Consider the following 19,448-nt stretch of genomic DNA (forward strand, 5'->3'; position numbering starts at 1 on the left):
CTACCTGCCCTTAGGGGGACTAGCGACGAGGCTGCGTACCCATCTGGATCTCGAGCTTGCCGCCAGCCTTCAGATCAGCATGCCCGAAGCGCAGCTCGCGCGTGATGTCGCGGCCGTTGATCTTGGCCGACTGGACGTACTTGGCCTCCTTGCTATTGCCCTTGACCTCGATGACGAACTTACCCCCAGGCAGCTGGAGTGTCGCCTTGTCCACCAGCGGGCGGCCGATGACGTACTCTGCCTTACCCGGGCATACCTGGTAGAAGCCGAGCGAGCTGAGGATATACCAGGCCGACATCTGCCCGCAGTCCTCGTTGCCGATGATGCCCTCGGGCGTCGGCTGGTAGAAGTGGCGGAGCACGGTGTCGAGGATGGCCTGACCTTTGTGGGGACTGTCGGTATAGTTGTAGAGGTAGGCGATGTGGTGGCTGGGCTCGTTGCCGTGGGCGTACTGGCCGATGAGGCCCGTGATGTCGCCCGACTGCTCGGCGCCGTCGATGCGCGAGGAGGTGGTGAAGAGCGTGTCGAGGTTGGCCTCCAGCACCTGCTTACCGCCCATCAGCTGGAGGAAGCCCTCCATATCGTGCGGGGCGTAGAAGCTCCACTGGTAGGCATTACCCTCGGTGTAGTCGCTCTTCCCGTGGGCGGAGAAGCGGGGATTGAAGGGCGTGCGGAAGCTGCCGTCACCCATCACGGGACGCATGAGGCGCGTCTCGTGGTCCCAGTAGCGTCTGTAGTAGAGGCCGCGCTTGTCGTACTCCTTGGCTACGTCCTTGAGGCCTGCTGCCTCGGCGATACGGGCGATGCACCAGTCGTCGTAGGCCATCTCGACACCCCAGCTGACACTCTCGGGTACGGAGTCGGCGGGCACGAAGCCGTAGCGCTCCTTGTAGTAGGGGTGACGGGTGATGAGGTCGAGCTCTCGGGTGCCGGCGAACTTGCGTGCCAGATCCTCGCGGTAAATGCTGCTGCGCTGGGCAGCCTCTGTCCACAGCTTGAGGTCTTCGCCCGAGGCGAGCCCCTTGGCCACGAGGTCCGCTAGGATGCTCACCGAGTGATAGCCCGGCATGCAGCCCGTATAGTTGGAGGCTAGCGGCCAGCGGGGGAGGATCGTCCCCTCCTGGTAGTCACTGATGAGGCTGCGTCCGTAGCGTAGGGCGCGCTCGGGCTCGATGATCGTCAGCAGCGGGTGCAGCGCACGGTAGGTATCCCAGAGGGAGAAGACGGTATAGTGCCCGTCGGCGGGGTCGGCATTGCGGTGGAGCTGCTTGTCCATGCCGCGGAAGGTACCATCGACATCCTGGTAATTATAGGGCGCGATGTGGGCATGGTATAGGGCGGTGTAGAAGTTGCGTAGCACGGAGCTATCCGCGGTCTCGATCTCGATCTTGCTGAGGACCTCGCTCCAGATACGGCGGCTGTCCTGGTGCACGGCGTCGAAGTCCCAGTGGGGGAGCTCCGCGGCGAGGTTCTTCTCCGCCTGCTCGGGCGAGCTGGGGGAGATGCCGACCTTCACCAGTACGGGCTCGGAGCCCTGGGGAAGGTAGAGGTGCAGCTTGAGGTCGGCCGTGTCGCCGCTGGTGCTGTAGCCTGGCTGGATGCGACTGCGTACCCCATCGCGCCAGAGGGCGAGGCTATCTGCGGGGCGGCTGAGGTGCAGGGTATAGCTCAGCTGATGATGCTCGGCCCAGCCCTTGGTGTAGTAGGTGCCGCGGATGGTGGAGTCATTGATGAGCTCGAGGTCATTGCCTACGACCTTATGCCCCCAGTTGGGCTGGAGGATATGCCCGAGGTCCAGGAGCAGCTTGCGGTCGGTGCTGTCGCTATAGGTGGCGCGCATGAGGCCGACGCGCTCCGTGCAGGTGAGCTCGGTACGGATACCGAAGTTCGCCAGCTCTACGGCATAGTAGCCAGGGCTAGCCTGCTCGTCCTTCTTGGCGAAGCGTGCCACGGGCTTGAGGCTATCTGCGCCGCTGTAGGGCAGGACGGCGACGTCACCGAGATCCCCCACGCCCGTACCCGAGAGATGGGTGAGGCTGAAGGCGTAGATGGTGCTGTCGGTCGCGTGGTAGCCGCTGCTGGCATCCCAGCCGATGAGGTGCGTGTCGGGACTGAACTGCACCATCGCATTGGGGCGAGTAGCCCCAGGGAAGGTGTGCCCGTGCTCTCCCGTGCCGATGAAGGGATCGACGAAGGAGAGCAGACGGTCGCTCGGCCCGGGCTGCTGGCTCGAGGTGGAGCAGGCGCTGAGGCCGGCAAGGGCGAGGGCCAGCAGAGGGAGCTGGCGAAGTCTATGCTTGGTCTGTGGCTGCATGAGGATATGGGTTTAGCCTTGGGCGGCGAAGGTGGCGGCGAAGAGACGCATCTGTCGGAGCATGGCCACGAGCCCGTTGGAGCGCGTCGGGGAGAGGTGCTCTGAGAGGCCGATCTCCTTGATGAAGTACAGCTCGCTATTGATGATGTCCTCGGGGCGCTGATTGTCAAGCACCCTCAGCAGCAGGCTGACGATCCCCTTGACGATGAGGGCATCGCTCTCCCCGCGGTAGTGGACACGCTCGCCATCGTAGCTGGCGGTGATCCACACACGGCTCTGGCAGCCCTCGATGAGGTTGGTCGGCGTCTTGTCCGTCTCGGGTAGCGGTGCTAGCTCACCCCCGAGATCGATGAGCAGGGCATATCGGTCCATCCAGTCATCGAGTGCTGCGAAGTCCTCGATGATCTCGTCCTGTAGTTCCTTGATTGTTGGCATTGCCTAGTTCTTACTTGCGTTTAGAGTTCGTCCCTGAGGGTTGTGGCTACGGTCTCACCGACAGCACGGAGGGTCTCGATCGAGATGATGTTGAGGTCATCCTGCTGGGTGTGCCAGTGTGTGCCGAAGCCCGTGGGGCGCGTAGGGTCGTAGTTGATGATGTCCACTGATGGGATGCCGAGGTGTCGGATCACGGGGATGTGGTCGTCCGTCATCGCTGAGCCGTCGGCCTGAACGAAGTAGCCGCCCCAGCCGAGCTGTGCCGCCGTCTGCCAGAGGGCCGAGAGGAGTGGACGGGCGAACTGCTTGGAGGCCGTCTCCCAGTAGAAGCGCGCCCCCTGTGCCCCGACCATGTCGAGGAGGATGCCGTAGCGTGCCGTGTAGCCCGCACGGTGCGGCTGCTTCGCCCAGTGCTGTGCGCCGAGGCACCAGCTGTCGTCATCCCCGCCGTTGCCACCGTCCTCGAGGTCGAAGAAGACAAAGTCCAGCGCCTTGCCCGAGGGCTGTAGCGCCTCCTGACGCGCAAGCTCCAGCAGCACAGCTACCCCGCTGGCGCCGTCGTCGGCACCGAGGATGGGCTGGCTCTGGGCGCTGCTGCTGGCGTCCTGATCGGCTACCTGGCGGGTATCCCAGTGCGCCATCAGCAGGAGGCGATCCTTAGCCTCGGGCTGCAGGGTGGCGATGATGTTGGTCCCCTCAGCGGCCTTGCCGTAGTAGTCCTTACCCTCGAAGCGCTGCAGGGTCACCGTGTAGCCCCAGCTGCGTAGCTTATCCTCTATCCAGCGGGCGCAGCGCGTGTGGGCCTCGCTCCCAGGGGTGCGGGGGCCCATCTGTACCTGCGCCAGGACGTAGCTGTAGGCCGAGTCGGCCGAGAAGGGAGCGGCCTTGCGTTCGGGGCTAGGCTGGCTCTCGGTCTGCTCCTGGCTCTGTGCGCGGGAGCCGCCGCAGGCGCTGAGGCCGAGCAGGATGAGGGCGAGGCTGGAGCAGAGGAATGGCTTGAGTAGCTTCATAGTCAGGGTGCTAGAATACGGAGGCCTTGTTGGGCTCGATGATGAGCTCCTCGAGGCTGCGCTTGGGTACGTGGTGGCGCCCCTCGGCGTCGCGCCAGTAGCGAGGCTCTTCGCCAGGGCGTAGCTCCTCGAGGATGGGCTCCTCGGCGGGCTTGCCTAGGGCTACGATCGCGTTGATCGAGAGGTGCTGCGGCAGGTCGTACATGCGGGCGATGTCCCCACGGCCATGCGGGGAGAAGATGCACATACCATAGCCAGCCTCCGTAGCCAGTAGGCCGAGGGCCTCGAGCTGTATGCCCTCGTCGAAGCGCGCGGCGGGCGCTAGATGCGTGTCCACTAGCTGGATGAGGTAGGCCGTAGGGCGCTCGCCCACGGCGGGACCCTCCCAGTCGGGGAGCATAGCGGCCCAGCGCATCAGGCCTGTGAGCCAATGGCACTGCTCGGGATCGGTGACGACGATGTACTTGAGGGGCTGGATGTTGCGTCCTGAGGCCGTATGGCGGATGATGTTGATCCAGCGGATGAGCTGGAGACGCTCGATGGGCTGCTGCTCGTCGAAGCGGCGGCAGGTGCGGTTGCGTCGGATGAGTGTCTCGATAGGGGACATAGCTATAGGGGTGTAGTGATTAGTCTTGGGGCAGGGCGAAGAGGCGGCGGGCATTGGCCGCCGTTGCCTCGACGAGGCGCTCCTCGGGGATGCCGTAGCAGTCCGCCAGGTAGCTGGCCGTATAGGGGAGGTAGCTGGGCTCGTTGCGCCGTCCGCGCTTGGGCACGGGCGCCAGATAGGGGGCATCGGTCTCGATGAGGAGGCGCTCCAGCGGGATGCGGGTGATGTAGTCGCGTAGGTTGCTATTCTTGAAGGTCACCACGCCATTGATCCCGACGTAGAAGCCTTCGAAGCTCAGCGCCTCCACCAGCTCCTCCTCCGTGCCTGTGAAGCTGTGGAAGACTCCGCGCAGCCCAGGTAGGGCGAGCTGGCGCAGCAGGGCGAAGGCGTCAGCGAAGGCCTCACGGATATGTAGGATCACGGGGAGCCCGCGCTGGTGGGCCCAGCCGAGCTGCGTGGCGAAGGCCTCCAGCTGCTGCTCCCTGTAGCTCGTGTCCCAGTGGTAGTCTAGCCCGATCTCCCCGAGGGCTACGATGGGGTAGCTGTCGAGTCGCTCCTCTACGTAGGCTAGCTCACGCAGGTAGTCCTCTCCCACAGAGGTGGGGTGTAGGCCTGCTGTAGGGTAGAGGAAGTCGGGGTAGCGCTGGCAGAGCGCCCAGAGACGCTCCCAGCTGGAGGAGTCCACGGCGGGCAGCACCATCTGCTCGATGCCTGCCGTGCGGGCACGCTCCAGCATGGCCTCTAGATCCTCGGCGAAGTCCTCCGAATAGACATGGGTATGGCTATCGATCATAGGGGCTGGCTAGTGTGTACGTCCCGAGAGGCTGTCGAAGAGCAGACGCAGCGGGCCGAGGCGATCGGGCGTCAGCGTGGGGACACTCGTGCTGAGCTTCTCGAGATCGCTGTAGGCCGCCTGGCTCAGGCGTGCTACCTCGCCCTCAGCATAGGCGCGTACCTCTGCGGCGTCGTAGAGGGCGCGTACCTCTGCTATGCGTCCCTTGCGCTCCTCGGGGCTGAGGCCGAGCAGGCGCTGGAGCTCCTCACGCTGGGCGCCCTGGAGCTGCTCCTGCGTGTAGAGCAGCAGGAGCGTCTTCTTGGCATTGACGATGTCGCCGCCTATAGGCTTGCCGAAGGTCGCCTCATCGCCGTAGACGTCCAGCAGGTCATCCTGTATCTGGAAGGCCAGACCCAGCTCGACGCCGATGCGGTAGAGGCGCTCGGCGGCCTCGCTGCTGGCGCCGCCTAGGAGGGCGCCGATCTGGAGCGAGGCGCCCAGGAGGACGGAGGTCTTCAGCCGGATCATCTCGAGGTACTCCGCCACGGCCACATCACTACGGTGCTCGAAGTCCATGTCCAGCTGCTGCCCCACGCACACCTCTAGCGCCATGCGGCTGAAGAGTGCGAAGAGCTCGGGCTGCAGGGACTTCGCCTCGAGCTCGCCGAGTGCGGCGTAGGCCTCGATGCACATCGCATCGCCCGAGAGGATAGCGGTATTGTCATCCCACTTGCGGTAGACGGTCTCCTGACCGCGGCGCAGGGGCGAGCGGTCCATCAGGTCGTCGTGCAGGAGGGTGAAGTTGTGGAAGATCTCCAGCGCCGCCGCTGCGGGGAGCCCCTCGTGCCAGCGCTCGGGGGCGAAGGCATAGGCTGCTGCGAGGCAGAGCATGGGGCGGATGCGCTTGCCGCCGAGCTGGAGCGTGTATTCGATGGGGGCGAAGAGGCCCTGGGGCTGGCGCTCAGCGAAGCCTCGTGTCTTGAGGCTGGTGCGCACGGCTGCCTGGAGCTCCTGTAGTATCTTCTTGTCTTGGGCTGTAGCCATCGTGTGGGATGCTTAGAGGGCGTAGCCTCGGCAGCGCCTTCCTAAAGAAAAGGGGGGGCGGAAGGGACTGCCTACGGCTACATCATATATAGTATGGACAAAGATACGATATCTAAGCAAGACGGCAGGGAGCGGACCTAAGCAAGGAGCGCATCGTAGTCGTACTACGATGCGCTCCTCTAGGCTTGGCGGTATGGACGGGACTCGAACCCGCGACCCCCTGCGTGACAGGCAGGTATTCTAACCAGCTGAACTACCACACCAGCTCTGTTTGCTCTGCAAAGGTAGACAAAATAATGATACGCTCCAAATTCGTCCGAGGCCTCCGCTGCTAAGCGCTTCGCCCTGAGGCTGCGGGCGCTGAGGCGGCCTGCTCCGAGCTGCCTCAGCTTGGCCCTCGGAGGCTGAGCGGACCGAGCTCTACAGAGACAGCGAGGCTCGGGGGATAGAGGCTGCGTGGTGAGCTACGAGCGCTGCGTCCGAGCTGCGATCTAAGGAGGCCAGCGCCCCGAGCCCAGGGGAAGGGCTCCGCAAGCTAAGGGGGGCAGCGCTGCGGGCTAAGGGGCGCCCAGCAAAGTAATATAAGAATGCGCGCTAACTGACGCCAGTCAGCGCGCTGAGGGATAAGGGGGAGGACGAAAAGTAATATAAGAAATCCCGCTGCCCCCTGGCTCGGACTGTGCTGCGAGCCTGCTCGGGCGCTCGGGAGGGATCGCTCGGGGGCTGGGACGGCTGAGCTCGGGGCGTCGCGGGGAGCGCATCGGGCGGCTTGCTTGCTTTAGGGCGGGGCGCGCTGCGTCCTCGGGGTACGAAGGTCTCGGCGCTGTGGGGTAGGGCGTGCGCCCTGGGCGCAGATGATGCTCTAGAGCGTGGGTGTGTGGCGGCTTATCTCCCTTATGGAGAGGTGGCTAGCTGACGGGGAAGGCCGTCCAGCTACGGCAGTGTGTGCGGGGATTTGCGCATTTCGCAAGTTTGTATTACCTTTGCAGTGCAAACGAAAGGATGCAACACTCTTCCTTAGCTCAGTTGGTTAGAGCATCTGACTGTTAATCAGAGGGTCCTTGGTTCAAGCCCAAGAGGAAGAGCAAAGCGAAGCGCTCCGCAATCACTGGTGATTGCGGAGCGCTTCCTTTATATCCCTAGCCTTCATCCTGGGGCGACTTGAGATAGCCTCCCCACGGGCTAGGGAAAAAGCGATCGCCCCACAGCGAGCAGCCCGAGACGAGTGCTGCGCTGTGGGGCGATCTTGCTAGGAAGGCTCTGGCGGGTAGTGCCAGATGGCCCTGTCCTCTTAGGGAGAGGAGCTAGGACTTCTTGCTCAGCTTGGGCTGGATGTACATCTGCTCGATGCCGAGGTAGGTACCCTGCGTCAGGCGGTTGGAGCTGGAGCGGACGAAGCCATAGGAGGCCCAGGTCTGCTCACTGGCGATCTTGAACTTCTCGGCGAAGACGAGCTTACCCTCACGCGTGATGGAGATGAGGACGGGCTCGCGGGTACCGAGGATCATGTTCTTGTGCTCGTTGGTGAAGTCATCAGCCGCGAGGACGGTGACGATGTACACGGGCTTGGCGCCTGTGGTGACCGTCTTGACGACCTTACCGTTCAGCAGCTCCAGCGCTCTGCCTGGGGTGAAGCTAGCCTCCCAGGTGTAGGTGCCGTCGACGATGACGCTGGCCTGGGTCTTCGTCACCTCCTTGATCACGAGGGTAGAGGTGAAGGGTACCATAGCGCCAGCCTCATTGAGGGTGAGCGCCCTCTGGGTGTAGGTGCCAGCGATGTCGGCTAGCGAGGCCTGCGTGACCTCCAGCGAGTCGATGTGCCCTGCTCCCTTGGCGATGATCCAGCCCGTGCGAGGGGTCTTCGTCGTATTGGCCGCAGCCTCGATGTGCAGCTGCTTGCCGCTCGTGGAGACCTTGATCCAGTCGGCAGAGGCCGTATAGGTGACCTGGACGTTGGAGGCGACCTTGATGGTCTTGTCGATCGCTTCGTCACCGCCTACCATGGCCTGCTCCTTGGGCAGCCCGAAGATGATGCCCTCCTGCATGATGTTCAGGGCGATGGAGTCCCCCTTGCTATCCTTGACGACGAGCTGCGTATTGCGTGACTCGAGCTGGTTATTGCTCGTGGTGCTGAGGGTGATCGTGGAGCCCTGGACGGCGACCTTGAGCCAGGAGTCACGGCTGTAGACCGTGGCGGGAGCCTGATCCAGGCGCACCGTCGAGCTACCTGCCTCCACGGGGAGGTAGGTCTTAGCCTCGAGGATGCTGAAGGGGGCCTCGGTCGTGGAGGGAGCAGGCTCGTCGCTCTTGCAGGCCGCTAGCAGTGCGGCCAGCCCGAGGAAGGGGATGAGGCGTGTCTTATTCATATACTTCTTAGTTCTAACCATGAGATGAATGTAGGTCAGCCTTTAGTTGCTCTTCTTGAGGAACTGGATATTCTCCATCGCGATGGGGAAGACGTAGTTGCCGTTCTTGTCCACCACGGGCTTGAGATCCTCACCGTAGGCGACGCCGAAGAAGGAGTCTACCTTACCATCGGCCATCTCACTGCCCTTGGCGATGGCCTGCTGCTGGTCTTCGTCCCAGGTGAAGGTGATGCTGTGGTCGGTGGAGAGGAGCTTGCGCCCATCGGCTAGCGAGATGGGGATGAGGACGACACCACCAGCGTACTTATTCGTCGGGTCGTGTAGCGGCTGACCGACGAAGGTGATCGTACCCGTAGCGGGATCGTAGGGGAGGATGAGCTTGTAGTCGACGCCACGGAAGTTGAGCGTACCCTTGAGCGTATTGGCCTTGTCGCCCGCCTCGAGGGTGAGGGTGGTGGGCTTACGCCAGCCACGGATCGGATTGTGACGCATCGTCCAGGTGCCGTACCAGAAGTCGATCGGCTTGTGGCTCTTGGGGATGAAGAGCTGGATCGTCAGTCCGCCCGAGGTGAAGCGCTTCTTCTCGCTGTCCCAGGTGAAGCTCTGGTAGCTCTTACCCCCGAGGACGAGGGGACGCTGGAGCGTGATGCCCTTCTCGTGGAAGGTGAAGGCGATGTCGTAGCTCTTACCCTCCAGCGTCGCCGTGAGGTGACGGCTGGTGGTATTGATCTCGCCCTGCGCTAGAGGCTTACCGTCGAGGATGAAGTCATAGGTATTGGCTGTCATCTCCTCACGGACGGAGAGCATCCCGAGGAGGAGCTCCTCGAAGCTGCTCTTCTCCGGCAGGCGCGTCAGCAGCATCTCATTGCCCCACTTCTTCCCCACCAGGCGTATGCTGTCGGTGGAGGTAGAGAGGATGGCGAACTCATAGTCGCCCTGTATTCCCTCGGGGTGCCCGAGCGAGGCCGAGGCCAGCGGATGGAGCACGGCGTTGAAGGTGGGGAAGGTGAGCACAGGGCCCTGGTCCTTGACGATGGCGTACTCCGTCGTGGAGGCCAGCTCGGGGTCGCCATTGTCGCCCATGATGGTCACGTGCCCGCTAGCGAACTTCATCAGGAGCGTGAAGCCTGGTCCCGAGTAGTCGCGCCCAGCATAGTACTGCAGGCGCCAGCCCCCAGGGGAGGACTCCAATAGTTCGCGGTCCTTGGTGACGAGCTCGTCAATGCGGGCGGCAGCAGAGCGGTCGAAGATCTCCTTGCTGTCCTTGAGACAGGAGGGCAGCAGCAGGAGCGCCAGCAGCCCGAGGAGCGTATAGAGAGATTTCTTGTGCATAGCTAGTTCAGTTTGTTGAGCTCAAGGGAGGAGATTTGGCTACCTCGGCGCAGGACGACATCGCGCAGCTCATCGAGGTCGAGGCCCCAGCTGCTCAGGGTGTAGTCCTTGACCAGGGCGAGCTTCTGCGTGATGAGTGCTGCCCCGTGCGTCCCTGCATCCGAGAGGGCCTTGGCCCAGCGCTGCGGTGTGTAGGTGACGTAGTTGGAGAGCATCTCGGCGAAGTCCTCAGCCGGATCCTGCATGGCGTAGGGGGTGATGAAGCCCGCACGCAGAGCGTTGCGGTCCGTCGTGTTGATCCAGTCGCCACTGACGTAGCCGGACTTGGTGACCTGCTCGAAGGAGGTGTTGTAGGGCTTCTTCTGATTGAGGATGTGGGTGAACTCGTGGTGCATCGTGTGGAAGTAGTAGAGCGTCATCTCCTCATAGTCGCTGAGCGTCTCATTGCTCAGGGAGTTGACCTTCCCCAGGATGACCTTGTAGCCCCCGTCGGCGCTCCCGATGACCTCGGTGCGCTGGCGCGTGTAGCCTGGCGTACCGATGGCCACCAGCAGGCGAGGCGCATTGCGCTGCATGAACTCAGGGCCGAGGACCTCGGCGTAGGCATCGAACCACAGATACTTGGTGATGATGGCGAGCTTCGCCGTCTTGGCCGAGTCTGCGGGGATGAAGTGGTAGCTGAGGTCGGTCTCAGCATCCTCGAGCTTGTACTTGAATCGTATGTTGTAGGGGATACGATAGTTCTTCTCCAGCCACTGCTCGAAGGCATTCTTGGCCTCGGGCTGTATAGGGAAGATCGTCGGATCGTTGGGCTTGTCCTCCGAGCAGGCAGCTACACCGAGCAGCAGACCTAGAGCGAGGAGTCCTTGATATAGATACTTCATAGGGCAGTAGCTTAATTGGTTTTAGCGCCGTTGCGTGGGTTGGGCTCGAGCTGAGCCGAGATCACATCCTGCGGGATCTGGATCGCCAGACGTGGGTCGCGTGCCTCCATCTTGTCCGTCACGGCCTCGACCACATTGCTGACATTGACGCGGCGGCGGTAGATGGTGATGCCGTAGCGCTTGATGTCCTGCATGCGTAGCCCCTCGTGGATGGTGAGGATGCGGCGCAGCTGGAGGATGGCCTGCAGCAGAGGCTCCTGCGTGGTGGCCTCTAGGGCGGGCGTCACGTGCAGCTCCTTGCGGGGCGTCGGGTGCTCGGGGGTGTAGTACTTCACGCCCTTGTAGAAGTCCTGGATGCCCTGCAGGGTGAGCTTGACACCCTTCTTGGAGAAGACGCTGAGCTCGAGGTTGAGGTCAGCCAGCGCCTCCTCATAGCGGCCGAGCAGAGCCTTAGCCTCGGCACGTACCATGAGGGTCTCGTCCGTGGTGAAGATCGTGTAGGTCGAGTAGGGGATCCCGATACCGGCTACACGGTCGACGTACTTGGCGGTGTAGGGCAGCTTGCGGATGGCGTACTTGGACACACCGTTGTTGTTCACGACGGTGTAGTTCAGCACGTCGCCGCTTGCCCCCCAGGGGCCGTCGGTCTGCAGGGTCTCCGTGGTGGAGATGAGCGCACCGTGGGCGTACTTACTCCCGCGGAGGATGGGGATGCTGAGGCCGCCCCACTCGGTAGCCACTGCCTGCAGGAGGATATTGGCCTTGACGGAGGACTGTACGAAGGCATTAGGCTGCACGTTGCCCGAGAGCCCGGTCTTGCTCCATGCAGCCCAGTCACGTAGGCTGGTCGCGGGGTTGGAGCCGAGGGTGGCATCAGCGTGCTCGATAGCCTTGGCGTACTGACGCGCATAGAGGTAGAAGCGTGCTGCGAAGGCATGCGCCGCCTGTGCCGTGAAGTGGTACTTAGGCTGGCTGTACTGGGCATTGGCTAGCCCAGCGAGGCCCTCGGTGAGGTCCTGCTCGATGCGCTTGTAGAGCTGCTCCAGCGTACCGCGCTTATAGAGGACACGGCCTGGGTGTACCTCGGGCTCCTCGGGGTAGGGGAGGCCGAGGTCCTTGGCAGCCGTCTCGGGGGCGTAGGCCTGGCAGAAGACATTAGCCAGCTGGAACATGGCGTAGGCTCGGCAGAGCTTAGCCTCTGCTACCTGCGCGCTGTACTCATCTTTGTTCTTGGCCTCGCTGATGTGCTTGAGCACCTCGTTGCAGACGGTGACGGCCGTGTAGTGGGCGTCCCAGAGCTGCTGGGGCGTCTCCTGCTCGCGGATCTCAGTGATGTCTGCCCAGCGGTAGGCCTGCTCCTGGAAGGGGCTATTGGCACTCCAGTTGGTGTAGTCCTGCTCGTCCGTGTTGTCCGAGTACATCTCCAGCAGGTAGGCGGGGTGCCCCTCGGGGTAGGCTGAGACGAGGAACTTGGCCGCGTCGCTAGGACTATGCAGCTCCATGCGGTTGTCGGGGTACTTGTCGAGGTACTGGCCGCAGCTGGCCAGCCCGAGCCCTAGGGCGAGCGAAGCTATGATGATGCTACTTCTATTCATTGTAGGGTATGTCATTAGAGTCCGACCTTGAGCGTGAGGGTGAACTGGCGTGGCGTAGGCGAGGCCACCCCACCGGTGTTGAAGAACTCAGGATCCTGCCCGTTGAGCTTCTTGTCGGCGTAGAGCAGGAGGAGGTTCGTGGCCTGCAGCTTGACCGAGGCGCTACGCAGCGGCGTGGTCTTGAGCATGCGGCTGGGCAGATCGTAGCTGAGCGAGATCTCCTTCAGACGGATGAAGTCACCCTTAGCGATGCGCGCCGTGGAGTAGTTGTAGCCATTGTAGGCGTAGCGCAGGTTATTGTTGCTCGCGTACTGACGGCGGCTCAGGATGGCGGGGATGTCGGTCTTCTTCTCATCGCCCGCAGCCTGCCAGCGGTTGACGAAGTCGTGCGTCATCGAGGCCATGTCGCCGTAGTAGGCACGGAACTTAGGGTCGAGGCGTACGACGTTGCCGAAGGCATAGGTGAGGAAGATGTTTAGGTTGAATCCCTTATAGGAGAAGACATTGCCCAGAGATCCCGTGTGCGTGGGGTCGGTCGGGCCTTCGTACTTGAGGAAGTCGGTCTTGTTGCGCTCCTGGAAGTTGATGTTGTCCGTGGTGACCTCGCCCTTCTCATTGATCAGCTGAGGGATCCCCTTGTTGTTGAGCCCAGCGAAGGGGATGGAGAAGAGGGCACGTGCGGGGTAGCCCTTCTTAGCGAAGCCATTCCCGCTGACGAGCTCGATGACCTGGCCCTGGTTGTAGAGCTTGGTGATCTCGGAGTGGGTGTAGGAGTAGATGAAGCTGGTCGTCCAGTTGAAGTCCTTCGTCTTGATGTTGCTCGAGGTGATGCTCAGCTCAAGACCGCTGGAGTTCATCTCCGCGACGTTGGCAGGACGGATGACCGTACCGCCGATACCCTGCGTGATCATAGGGCCCATCTCGTCGAAGTTGCGGCGCGTGTAGGCGTCGAAGGAGAGGCTGAGGCGATCCTGCCAGAGCCCAGCGTCGAAGCCCACGTTCAGCTCGTTCTTCTTCTCATAGGTCAGGTCAGCGTTCCCCAGCTGCTCGATGCCGATCCCTGGCTCCTGGTCTTCGGCGAAGAGGCGGAAGGGGGTGTAGGACTTGAGGATGGTCGTGGAGCTGCTGTAGCTGGGGTCGGGAGGCGTCCCCGTGAGGCTATAGGAGAGGCGCAGCGTCAGGTGTGACAGTGGGTCGAGGTGACGGAAGAAGGACTCCTCGTGCACGTTCCACGCCCCCGAGACGTTCCAGGTGGACATCCAGCGCGCATTGCTGCTACGTCCCAGCTGGTTGGAGCCCTCGTAGCGGTAGGTGCCGTTGAGGACGTAGCGACCGCGCCAGGAGTAGGTGGCGTTGCTGTAGAAGGCTACCGTGCGGTAGTTGGTGTTGGTGAGGCTGTAGTAGTTGTTGCCATCCTCTACCTGCTTCTTGAAGTACTGGTAAGGGTAGAAGGGCGTCTCCCCTCCCGAATACTGGAGCCCCCAGCCAGTGAAGGCGGTGCGGTGACGCTGGATGTTGGTCGTCTCCATACCGCCGAAGAGGTTCAGCGTGTGGGCGTCGAAGGTACGGTTGTAGTTGGCCGTAGCTCGGAAGTCGTAGTTGCTCATGCGGTTCTCGCCCTTGTGCATGAAGCCACCGTTGGGCAGTACCGTGCTGGGCAGGTCGTAGGGGCGGTCTGGATCGCGGTAGAGGTACTTATTGCCCTCGCGGATCACGCTGTTGGGCATGGCACGGTAGGCCATGGCTTGATTGGACTTGTCGCGTACGTTGTGCTGCTGCGAGGCGGCGGTGTGTTTGAAGGCACCGAGCAGTGTAAGCTCGAGGCCGCGCAGGGGCTTGAAGCGGAGCTCGGCCTGGAACTTGGCATCCAGCACGTCCAGGTCGATGTAGTTATTCTCCAGCTCGTTGAAGATGTTGAAGGGAGCGTAGTTCGCGGTGTAGTATTCGCGGGGGTCAAGGACACGCGAGGTATTGGTGGCGTAGGAGTAGGGGTTGATGTCGAAGTCGCGCTTGACCTCACCGCCTACGACGTCTACATCCTGCCCGAGGGTCCCTGGGGCACGCTGATTACGATAGGAGGCGCCGCCGATGATGTTCAACGAAAGGCTCTTCAGCAGGTGCTGCGTGACGTTGACGTTTGCTGTGTAGCGCTTGACCTGGCTCTGCTTGTACCACCCTGGATCGATAAGGGCGGAGGCAGAGGCGTAGTAGTTACTCTTGGCCGTACCGCCGCTCATGCTCACCGAGTGGGTCTGCATGATGGCTGGGGTGAAGAGCTCCTGGAACCAGTTGGTATTGCGGCGCTCGGCACGCTGCAGGTAGGCGTTCTCCGCCTCTGTGGTGTTGTCGAGCATGAAGCTGCGGGTCTTGGGATTGTAGGTATTGATCAGCTCATACATCTTCCCGTAGACACCGTAGTCGCTGCCGTTGAGGACCTCGGCGAAGTTCAGCCAACCCTTCTCACGCAGCTCGCGGTAGATGCCCATCTGCTGCTGCGAGTTGAGGATGTCGAAGTTGCGGTAGCTGGGGATGAGGCGGCTGGTGTACTCACCCGTGTAGTTGAAGTGGGCCTGACCCTGCTTCCCCTTCTTGGTGGTCACGACGATGACGCCGGCCATGGCGCGTGCCCCGTAGATGGAGGTCGCGGATCCGTCCTTCAGTACCTGGAAGCTCTCGATGTCGTCGGCGTTGAGCCCAGCGATGGCGGAGCTGATCAGCGTCTCGGGATTCCCGGAGGCCAGGTCATCGGCGCCGACGTTGGAGACGTCCTCCATGATGACGCCGTCGACGACCCAGAGGGGCTTGGAGCTCCCGTAGATAGAGGTCGCGCCACGGACGCGGATCTTGGGCGCTGTCCCGAAGGTCCCTGAGACGTTCTGCACGGAGACCCCTGCGGCACGCCCTTCGAGGGCACGGGCGGCGTCGGGTACCCCGTCGAGCTTGGCCTGGTCCCCGCCGAGCTTGGCGGAGGCCCCAGTGAAGAGGCGCTTATCGACCTTCGTCAGCCCCGTGACGACGACCTTGTCGAGGGTCTTGTCGGCGGGCTCGAGGACGATCTTCATCTTGTCCTTGATGTGTACCTCCTGGGTGAGGTAGCCGATGTAGGAGATGCGCAGGGTCTTGGAGCCTGCGGGGACGGTGAGCTTGAAGCTCCCGTCGAGTCCTACGGTGATCCCTACCTTGCTGTGCTCCTTGACGACGACGGAGGCGCCGACGGCGGCCTCGTTGTCGGGCGCGGTCACGACAGTCCCAGTCACGGTCTGCTGTGCCAGTGCAGGCAGCAGCCCGAGGAGCAAGGTGAGAAAGAAGAGGGTAAGTTTCTTCATTCGTGCGTTGGTCTGAGATTAATGTATACTGCTAATTAAAGGTGATGAGCGACCGCCCCCTCTCTCGAGTGGTGATCGCTCATCGCTATATCTATGCTTAGGGCTAGGTCTCAGTGTGTCTAGGGCGCTCCCGAGGGGGCGTGTCAAGACCTATCCGGGAGGGTGCAGGGATAATGGGGAGGAGCTATCACCCGAGGTGGGTAATAGCCTGCGCATTCGTCCATGCTGTTGTGTGCTTAGTTCCTTCAACATTGCTTGCTTCTGTGCCCCTAATCGGGCAGATGGTGACCTTTTACTTAGGCTTCACGCTACAAAACTACACAAAACTACCGAATAATAGGTACACCCAAGTCTTCACGCCGCTCTCAGCTCAATCGCTCTAAGTGGGCTGCTTGCCTAGAGCTTAGCCTCTGCCTTATACCTCTAGGGCGGAGGCTTTTTTTGCTCCTTGGGCGAGCTCCTGCGGGATCGGGTAGAGGAAGGTGGTGAGCGGCGAGCTGCTCAGGCTAAGGGTGCTGCGGCTAGGCCTCCCCGCTCCCACGCAAAGCGTGTTCGCTCCCTCCTGGGCGTACTGTGTCTACTCCTCCGTGGTTCCTAGGAGAGCAGGGCGAAGTACCCCAGGAGACTGCTCGGAGGGGGATGCTGGGCTTGCTCAAAGGCTGCCCCCTAGGCTGGCCAGCGCGGGGCAGCAAACAAGGAACCCCGCTCTGCTAGCCTCGAGGCTAGACGGAGCGGGGTTCCCCACAACAACTAACTAACTATATATAGGATTCCCGCGCGCGGGAGCGGCCTTAGCGGAAGACCAGCTTGCCCTTGGCTGCGTCCAGCGTGATGACGCTGGCGCGGTCTACGGCTCCCGAGAGGATACTCTTGGAGAGCTCGTTGAGCACGGTGTGCTGGATGACACGGCGTACAGGGCGCGCACCGAACTCAGGGTCGTAGCCCTCGGTGGCGATCCACTCGACGGCTGCGGGCGTGTAGCGCAGCTCGATGCCGTTGGTGGCCAGCAGGCGTGCCGTGCTGTCGAGCTGCAGGCGTACGATCTGGTCGATCTCGCGACGACGCAGCGGGGTGAAGACGATGGTCTCGTCGATACGGTTGAGGAACTCAGGGCGTATCGTGCGCTTGAGCATATCGAGGACGAGGTCACGCGTCTGGTCGATGGCCTCCTGCTCCTTGCCCTCCTCGAGGTGGCTGAGGCGCTCGCGGATGAGATCGGAGCCCATATTGCTGGTCATGATGATGATGGTGTTCTTGAAGTTCACCAGGCGACCCTTATTGTCGGTCAGTCGACCATCATCGAGGACCTGCAGCAGGACGTTGAAGACATCGGGGTGCGCCTTCTCGATCTCGTCGAAGAGGACGACGGAGTAAGGCTTGCGGCGTATGGCCTCGGTCAGCTGACCGCCTTCGTCATAGCCTACATAGCCCGGAGGTGCACCGATGAGGCGGGTGGCGGAGAACTTCTCCTGGTACTCGCTCATGTCGATACGCGTCAGCATCGTCTCGTCGTCGAAGAGGACCTCGGCCAGAGCCTTCGCCAGCTCCGTCTTACCCACCCCCGTCGTGCCGAGGAAGATGAAGGAGCCGATCGGGCGCTTGGGGTCCTGCAGCCCGGCACGGCTACGGCGTACGGCGTCGGCTACGGCGGCGATGGCCTGCTCCTGCCCGATGACGCGCTTGTGCAGCTCGTCCTCTAGGTGCAGCAGCTTCTCACGCTCGCTCTGCAGCATCTTCCCTACGGGGATCCCCGTCCAGCGGGAGACGATGTCGGCGATGTCCTCGGCGCCTACCTCCTCACGGATGAGGGCGCCCTCACCCTGTGCCTGACGCAGCTCGTCCTGCACCTGGGCGATCTCACGCTCCTTGTCCTTGAGCAGGCCGTAGCGGATCTCGGCTACGCGGCCGTAGTCGCCCGACTGCTCGGCCTTGTCGGCCTCGTAGCGCAGCTGCTCGATGTCGATCTTGGCCTGCTGGATGCGGTTGATGAGCTCCTGCTCGCGCATCCACTTAGCCTTGTCACCAGCCTCCTGCTCCTTGAGCTCGGCGATCTCCTTGTTGAGCTGGCTGAGCTTCTCCTCGTCCTGCTCGCGGCGTATGGCCTCGCGCTCGATCTCGAGCTGGGTGATGCGTCGCCCGATCTCGTCGAGTCCCTCGGGGAGGGAGTCGATCTGCATACGCAGGCGGGCAGCAGCCTCGTCCATGAGGTCGATGGCCTTGTCGGGTAGGAAGCGGTCGGTGATGTAGCGGTCGGAGAGGCGGACGGCAGCGATGATCGCATCGTCCTTGATACGCACCTTGTGGTGGTTCTCATACTTCTCCTTCAGCCCACGGAGGATGGAGATGGAGCTGGCCTCGTCGGGCTCATTGACCATGACCATCTGGAAGCGGCGCTCCAGGGCCTTGTCCTTCTCGAAGTACTTCTGGTACTCGTCGAGGGTCGTGGCCCCGATGCTGCGGAGCTCACCACGGGCTAGGGCAGGCTTGAGGATATTGGCGGCGTCCATAGCCCCCTCACCCTTACCTGCACCCACGAGGGTGTGGATCTCGTCGATGAAGAGGATGATCTCGCCCTCGCTCTTGGTGACCTCGGTGACGACAGCCTTGAGGCGCTCCTCGAACTCACCCTTGTACTTCGCCCCAGCGATCAGCGCGCCCATGTCGAGCGAGTAGACCTGCTTGCTGCGGAGGTTCTCGGGGACGTCGCCGCGTACGATACGGTAGGCGAGGCCTTCGGCGATAGCGGTCTTACCGACACCAGGCTCCCCGATGAGGATAGGATTGTTCTTGGTGCGGCGTGAGAGGATCTGCAGCACGCGGCGGATCTCGTCGTCGCGGCCGATGACGGGGTCTAGCTTGCCCTCACGTGCCCGCTGGCAGAGGTTGATGGCGTACTTGCTGAGGGAGTTGTACTGCTCCTCGGCGTGCTGGCTGGTGACACGTCCGCCCTTGCGGAGCTCCTCGATCGCCAGGCGCAGCTCCTTGGTCTGTACACCGAGGTCGCTCTTGAGGAGGCGCGCCACGGGACTATCCACCTCGACGAGGGCGAGGAAGAGGTGCTCGAGGGCGACGTACTCGTCCTTCATATCGGAGGCGATATCCTCCGCCTTGTCCAGCACCTTATTGGTCTCGCTGGAGAGGTAGGGGTCGCCACCCGATACCTTGGGCAGGGCGGCGATGAGCTTGTCGGTAGCCTCCTCGAGGCGAGGACGGCTGACGCTGAGCTTAGCCAGGAGGAAGTCCACGAGGCTATCCCCTAACTCAAGCAGGCTCTTCAGAAGGTGGGCAGGCTCGAGGGCCTGCTGGCCCTGACGGCGAGCCAGCTCGAGGGCTGACTGCAGGGCTTCTTGGCTCTTGATCGTATACTTGTTGATATTCATATTCGCTGTTTGTTTGTTTTATGCTCTTGTTCGTACTGCTCGTACACCAGGATTAAGGCAAGCTGCGTGCCGTGTCTTGTGGTGGTGACATAATGTCTTGTTTTGTCGCTAGTTCTACTGGTTTAGGCTTCTTTGTATGACATAATGGCCGCTCTGTGCCGCTTGGGAGGCCTTGAGAGCCTCATCGCAGCGCTGCTGAGGGGACGGAGTAAGCTCGGGGGCTGCGTCGTGGGGTAAGTGCTCGGGGCGGAGGGCTGGCGAGGCTTGGGCTAAGGGGCGTGCGAGGTGGGGGCCGAGCGGGAGAGGCTGAGGGAGAGGACTGGCGCTGGCGCTAGTTTGCTGGGCCTGTGGTGAGGGATATCCCTCAGCGGGCTGACTGA

General features: G+C 62.3%; 12 protein-coding genes and 2 tRNA genes. 1 reads left to right on the forward strand and 13 read right to left on the reverse strand.

Features of this window, described 5'->3' with window-relative positions:
* Window positions 1-19: 19 nt before the first annotated feature.
* The 7 genes from Q0248_RS02110 to Q0248_RS02140 form a co-directional block, all read right to left on the reverse strand.
* Window positions 20-2,314 (reverse strand): GH92 family glycosyl hydrolase, encoded by a 2,295-nt coding sequence (locus Q0248_RS02110; RefSeq protein WP_299319173.1) that lies wholly within the window; start codon window positions 2,312-2,314, stop codon window positions 20-22.
* 12 nt (window positions 2,315-2,326) lie between these two features.
* A complete protein-coding gene (locus Q0248_RS02115; protein WP_299319175.1) occupies window positions 2,327-2,749 on the reverse strand; it encodes a SufE family protein in 423 nt (140 codons plus the stop codon).
* 20 nt (window positions 2,750-2,769) lie between these two features.
* Window positions 2,770-3,759: a M28 family peptidase gene (locus tag Q0248_RS02120; RefSeq protein WP_299319178.1), complete on the reverse strand. Its 990-nt coding sequence runs from the start codon at window positions 3,757-3,759 to the stop codon at window positions 2,770-2,772.
* A 10-nt stretch (window positions 3,760-3,769) separates the two neighbouring features.
* Complete coding sequence (locus tag Q0248_RS02125) at window positions 3,770-4,366, reverse strand: nitroreductase family protein (RefSeq protein WP_299319181.1); 597 nt, start codon at window positions 4,364-4,366, stop codon at window positions 3,770-3,772.
* 19 nt (window positions 4,367-4,385) lie between these two features.
* A complete protein-coding gene (locus Q0248_RS02130) occupies window positions 4,386-5,159 on the reverse strand; it encodes a TatD family hydrolase (RefSeq protein WP_299319183.1) in 774 nt (257 codons plus the stop codon).
* Window positions 5,160-5,168: 9 nt separating this feature from the next.
* Entirely contained in the window at window positions 5,169-6,185 is a 1,017-nt protein-coding gene (locus Q0248_RS02135) for a polyprenyl synthetase family protein (RefSeq protein WP_299319185.1), read from the reverse strand.
* A 186-nt stretch (window positions 6,186-6,371) separates the two neighbouring features.
* Window positions 6,372-6,448: transfer RNA gene (locus tag Q0248_RS02140), tRNA-Asp, on the reverse strand.
* A 748-nt stretch (window positions 6,449-7,196) separates the two neighbouring features.
* On the opposite strand from Q0248_RS02140, the gene Q0248_RS02145 reads away from it, so the two are divergent.
* Window positions 7,197-7,270 (forward strand) — tRNA-Asn (locus Q0248_RS02145).
* Window positions 7,271-7,489: 219 nt separating this feature from the next.
* On the opposite strand, the gene Q0248_RS02150 is transcribed toward Q0248_RS02145, so the two are convergent.
* From Q0248_RS02150 to clpB, 6 genes are all read right to left on the reverse strand, one after another.
* A complete protein-coding gene (locus Q0248_RS02150) occupies window positions 7,490-8,551 on the reverse strand; it encodes a BACON domain-containing protein (RefSeq protein ID WP_299319186.1) in 1,062 nt (353 codons plus the stop codon).
* Window positions 8,552-8,593: 42 nt separating this feature from the next.
* On the reverse strand, window positions 8,594-9,883 hold the full coding sequence (locus Q0248_RS02155) for a DUF4302 domain-containing protein (protein WP_299319188.1): 1,290 nt from the start codon (window positions 9,881-9,883) through the stop codon (window positions 8,594-8,596).
* Window positions 9,884-9,885: 2 nt separating this feature from the next.
* Window positions 9,886-10,767, reverse strand: coding sequence for a putative zinc-binding metallopeptidase (locus Q0248_RS02160; RefSeq protein WP_299319189.1), 882 nt, complete (start codon window positions 10,765-10,767; stop codon window positions 9,886-9,888).
* Between the two features lie 11 nt (window positions 10,768-10,778).
* Window positions 10,779-12,362, reverse strand: coding sequence for a RagB/SusD family nutrient uptake outer membrane protein (locus Q0248_RS02165; RefSeq protein WP_299319192.1), 1,584 nt, complete (start codon window positions 12,360-12,362; stop codon window positions 10,779-10,781).
* 14 nt (window positions 12,363-12,376) lie between these two features.
* Complete coding sequence (locus Q0248_RS02170) at window positions 12,377-15,688, reverse strand: SusC/RagA family TonB-linked outer membrane protein (protein ID WP_299319195.1); 3,312 nt, start codon at window positions 15,686-15,688, stop codon at window positions 12,377-12,379.
* 791 nt (window positions 15,689-16,479) lie between these two features.
* Window positions 16,480-19,068 carry an ATP-dependent chaperone ClpB gene (clpB, locus tag Q0248_RS02175; protein ID WP_299319198.1) on the reverse strand — a complete coding sequence of 863 codons (2,589 nt, stop codon included), beginning with the start codon at window positions 19,066-19,068 and terminating at the stop codon, window positions 16,480-16,482.
* Window positions 19,069-19,448 lie beyond the last annotated feature (380 nt).

This window comes from uncultured Porphyromonas sp. (assembly GCF_938046015.1).
Taxonomy (GTDB): Bacteria; Bacteroidota; Bacteroidia; order Bacteroidales; family Porphyromonadaceae; genus Porphyromonas.

What these genes read in the sequence shown, in the direction of transcription:
- Q0248_RS02165 (WP_299319192.1), bottom strand. Translation starts at nt 12,362, where the DNA reads ATGAATAGAAGTAGCATCATCATAGCTTCGCTCGCCCTAGGGCTCGGG.
- Q0248_RS02125 (WP_299319181.1), bottom strand. Translation starts at nt 4,366, where the DNA reads ATGTCCCCTATCGAGACACTCATCCGACGCAACCGCACCTGCCGCCGC.
- Q0248_RS02120 (WP_299319178.1), bottom strand. Translation starts at nt 3,759, where the DNA reads ATGAAGCTACTCAAGCCATTCCTCTGCTCCAGCCTCGCCCTCATCCTG.
- Q0248_RS02130 (WP_299319183.1), bottom strand. Translation starts at nt 5,159, where the DNA reads ATGATCGATAGCCATACCCATGTCTATTCGGAGGACTTCGCCGAGGAT.
- Q0248_RS02135 (WP_299319185.1), bottom strand. Translation starts at nt 6,185, where the DNA reads ATGGCTACAGCCCAAGACAAGAAGATACTACAGGAGCTCCAGGCAGCC.
- Q0248_RS02155 (WP_299319188.1), bottom strand. Translation starts at nt 9,883, where the DNA reads ATGCACAAGAAATCTCTCTATACGCTCCTCGGGCTGCTGGCGCTCCTG.
- Q0248_RS02160 (WP_299319189.1), bottom strand. Translation starts at nt 10,767, where the DNA reads ATGAAGTATCTATATCAAGGACTCCTCGCTCTAGGTCTGCTGCTCGGT.
- clpB (WP_299319198.1), bottom strand. Translation starts at nt 19,068, where the DNA reads ATGAATATCAACAAGTATACGATCAAGAGCCAAGAAGCCCTGCAGTCA.
- Q0248_RS02170 (WP_299319195.1), bottom strand. Translation starts at nt 15,688, where the DNA reads ATGAAGAAACTTACCCTCTTCTTTCTCACCTTGCTCCTCGGGCTGCTG.
- Q0248_RS02115 (WP_299319175.1), bottom strand. Translation starts at nt 2,749, where the DNA reads ATGCCAACAATCAAGGAACTACAGGACGAGATCATCGAGGACTTCGCA.
- Q0248_RS02110 (WP_299319173.1), bottom strand. Translation starts at nt 2,314, where the DNA reads ATGCAGCCACAGACCAAGCATAGACTTCGCCAGCTCCCTCTGCTGGCC.
- Q0248_RS02150 (WP_299319186.1), bottom strand. Translation starts at nt 8,551, where the DNA reads ATGAATAAGACACGCCTCATCCCCTTCCTCGGGCTGGCCGCACTGCTA.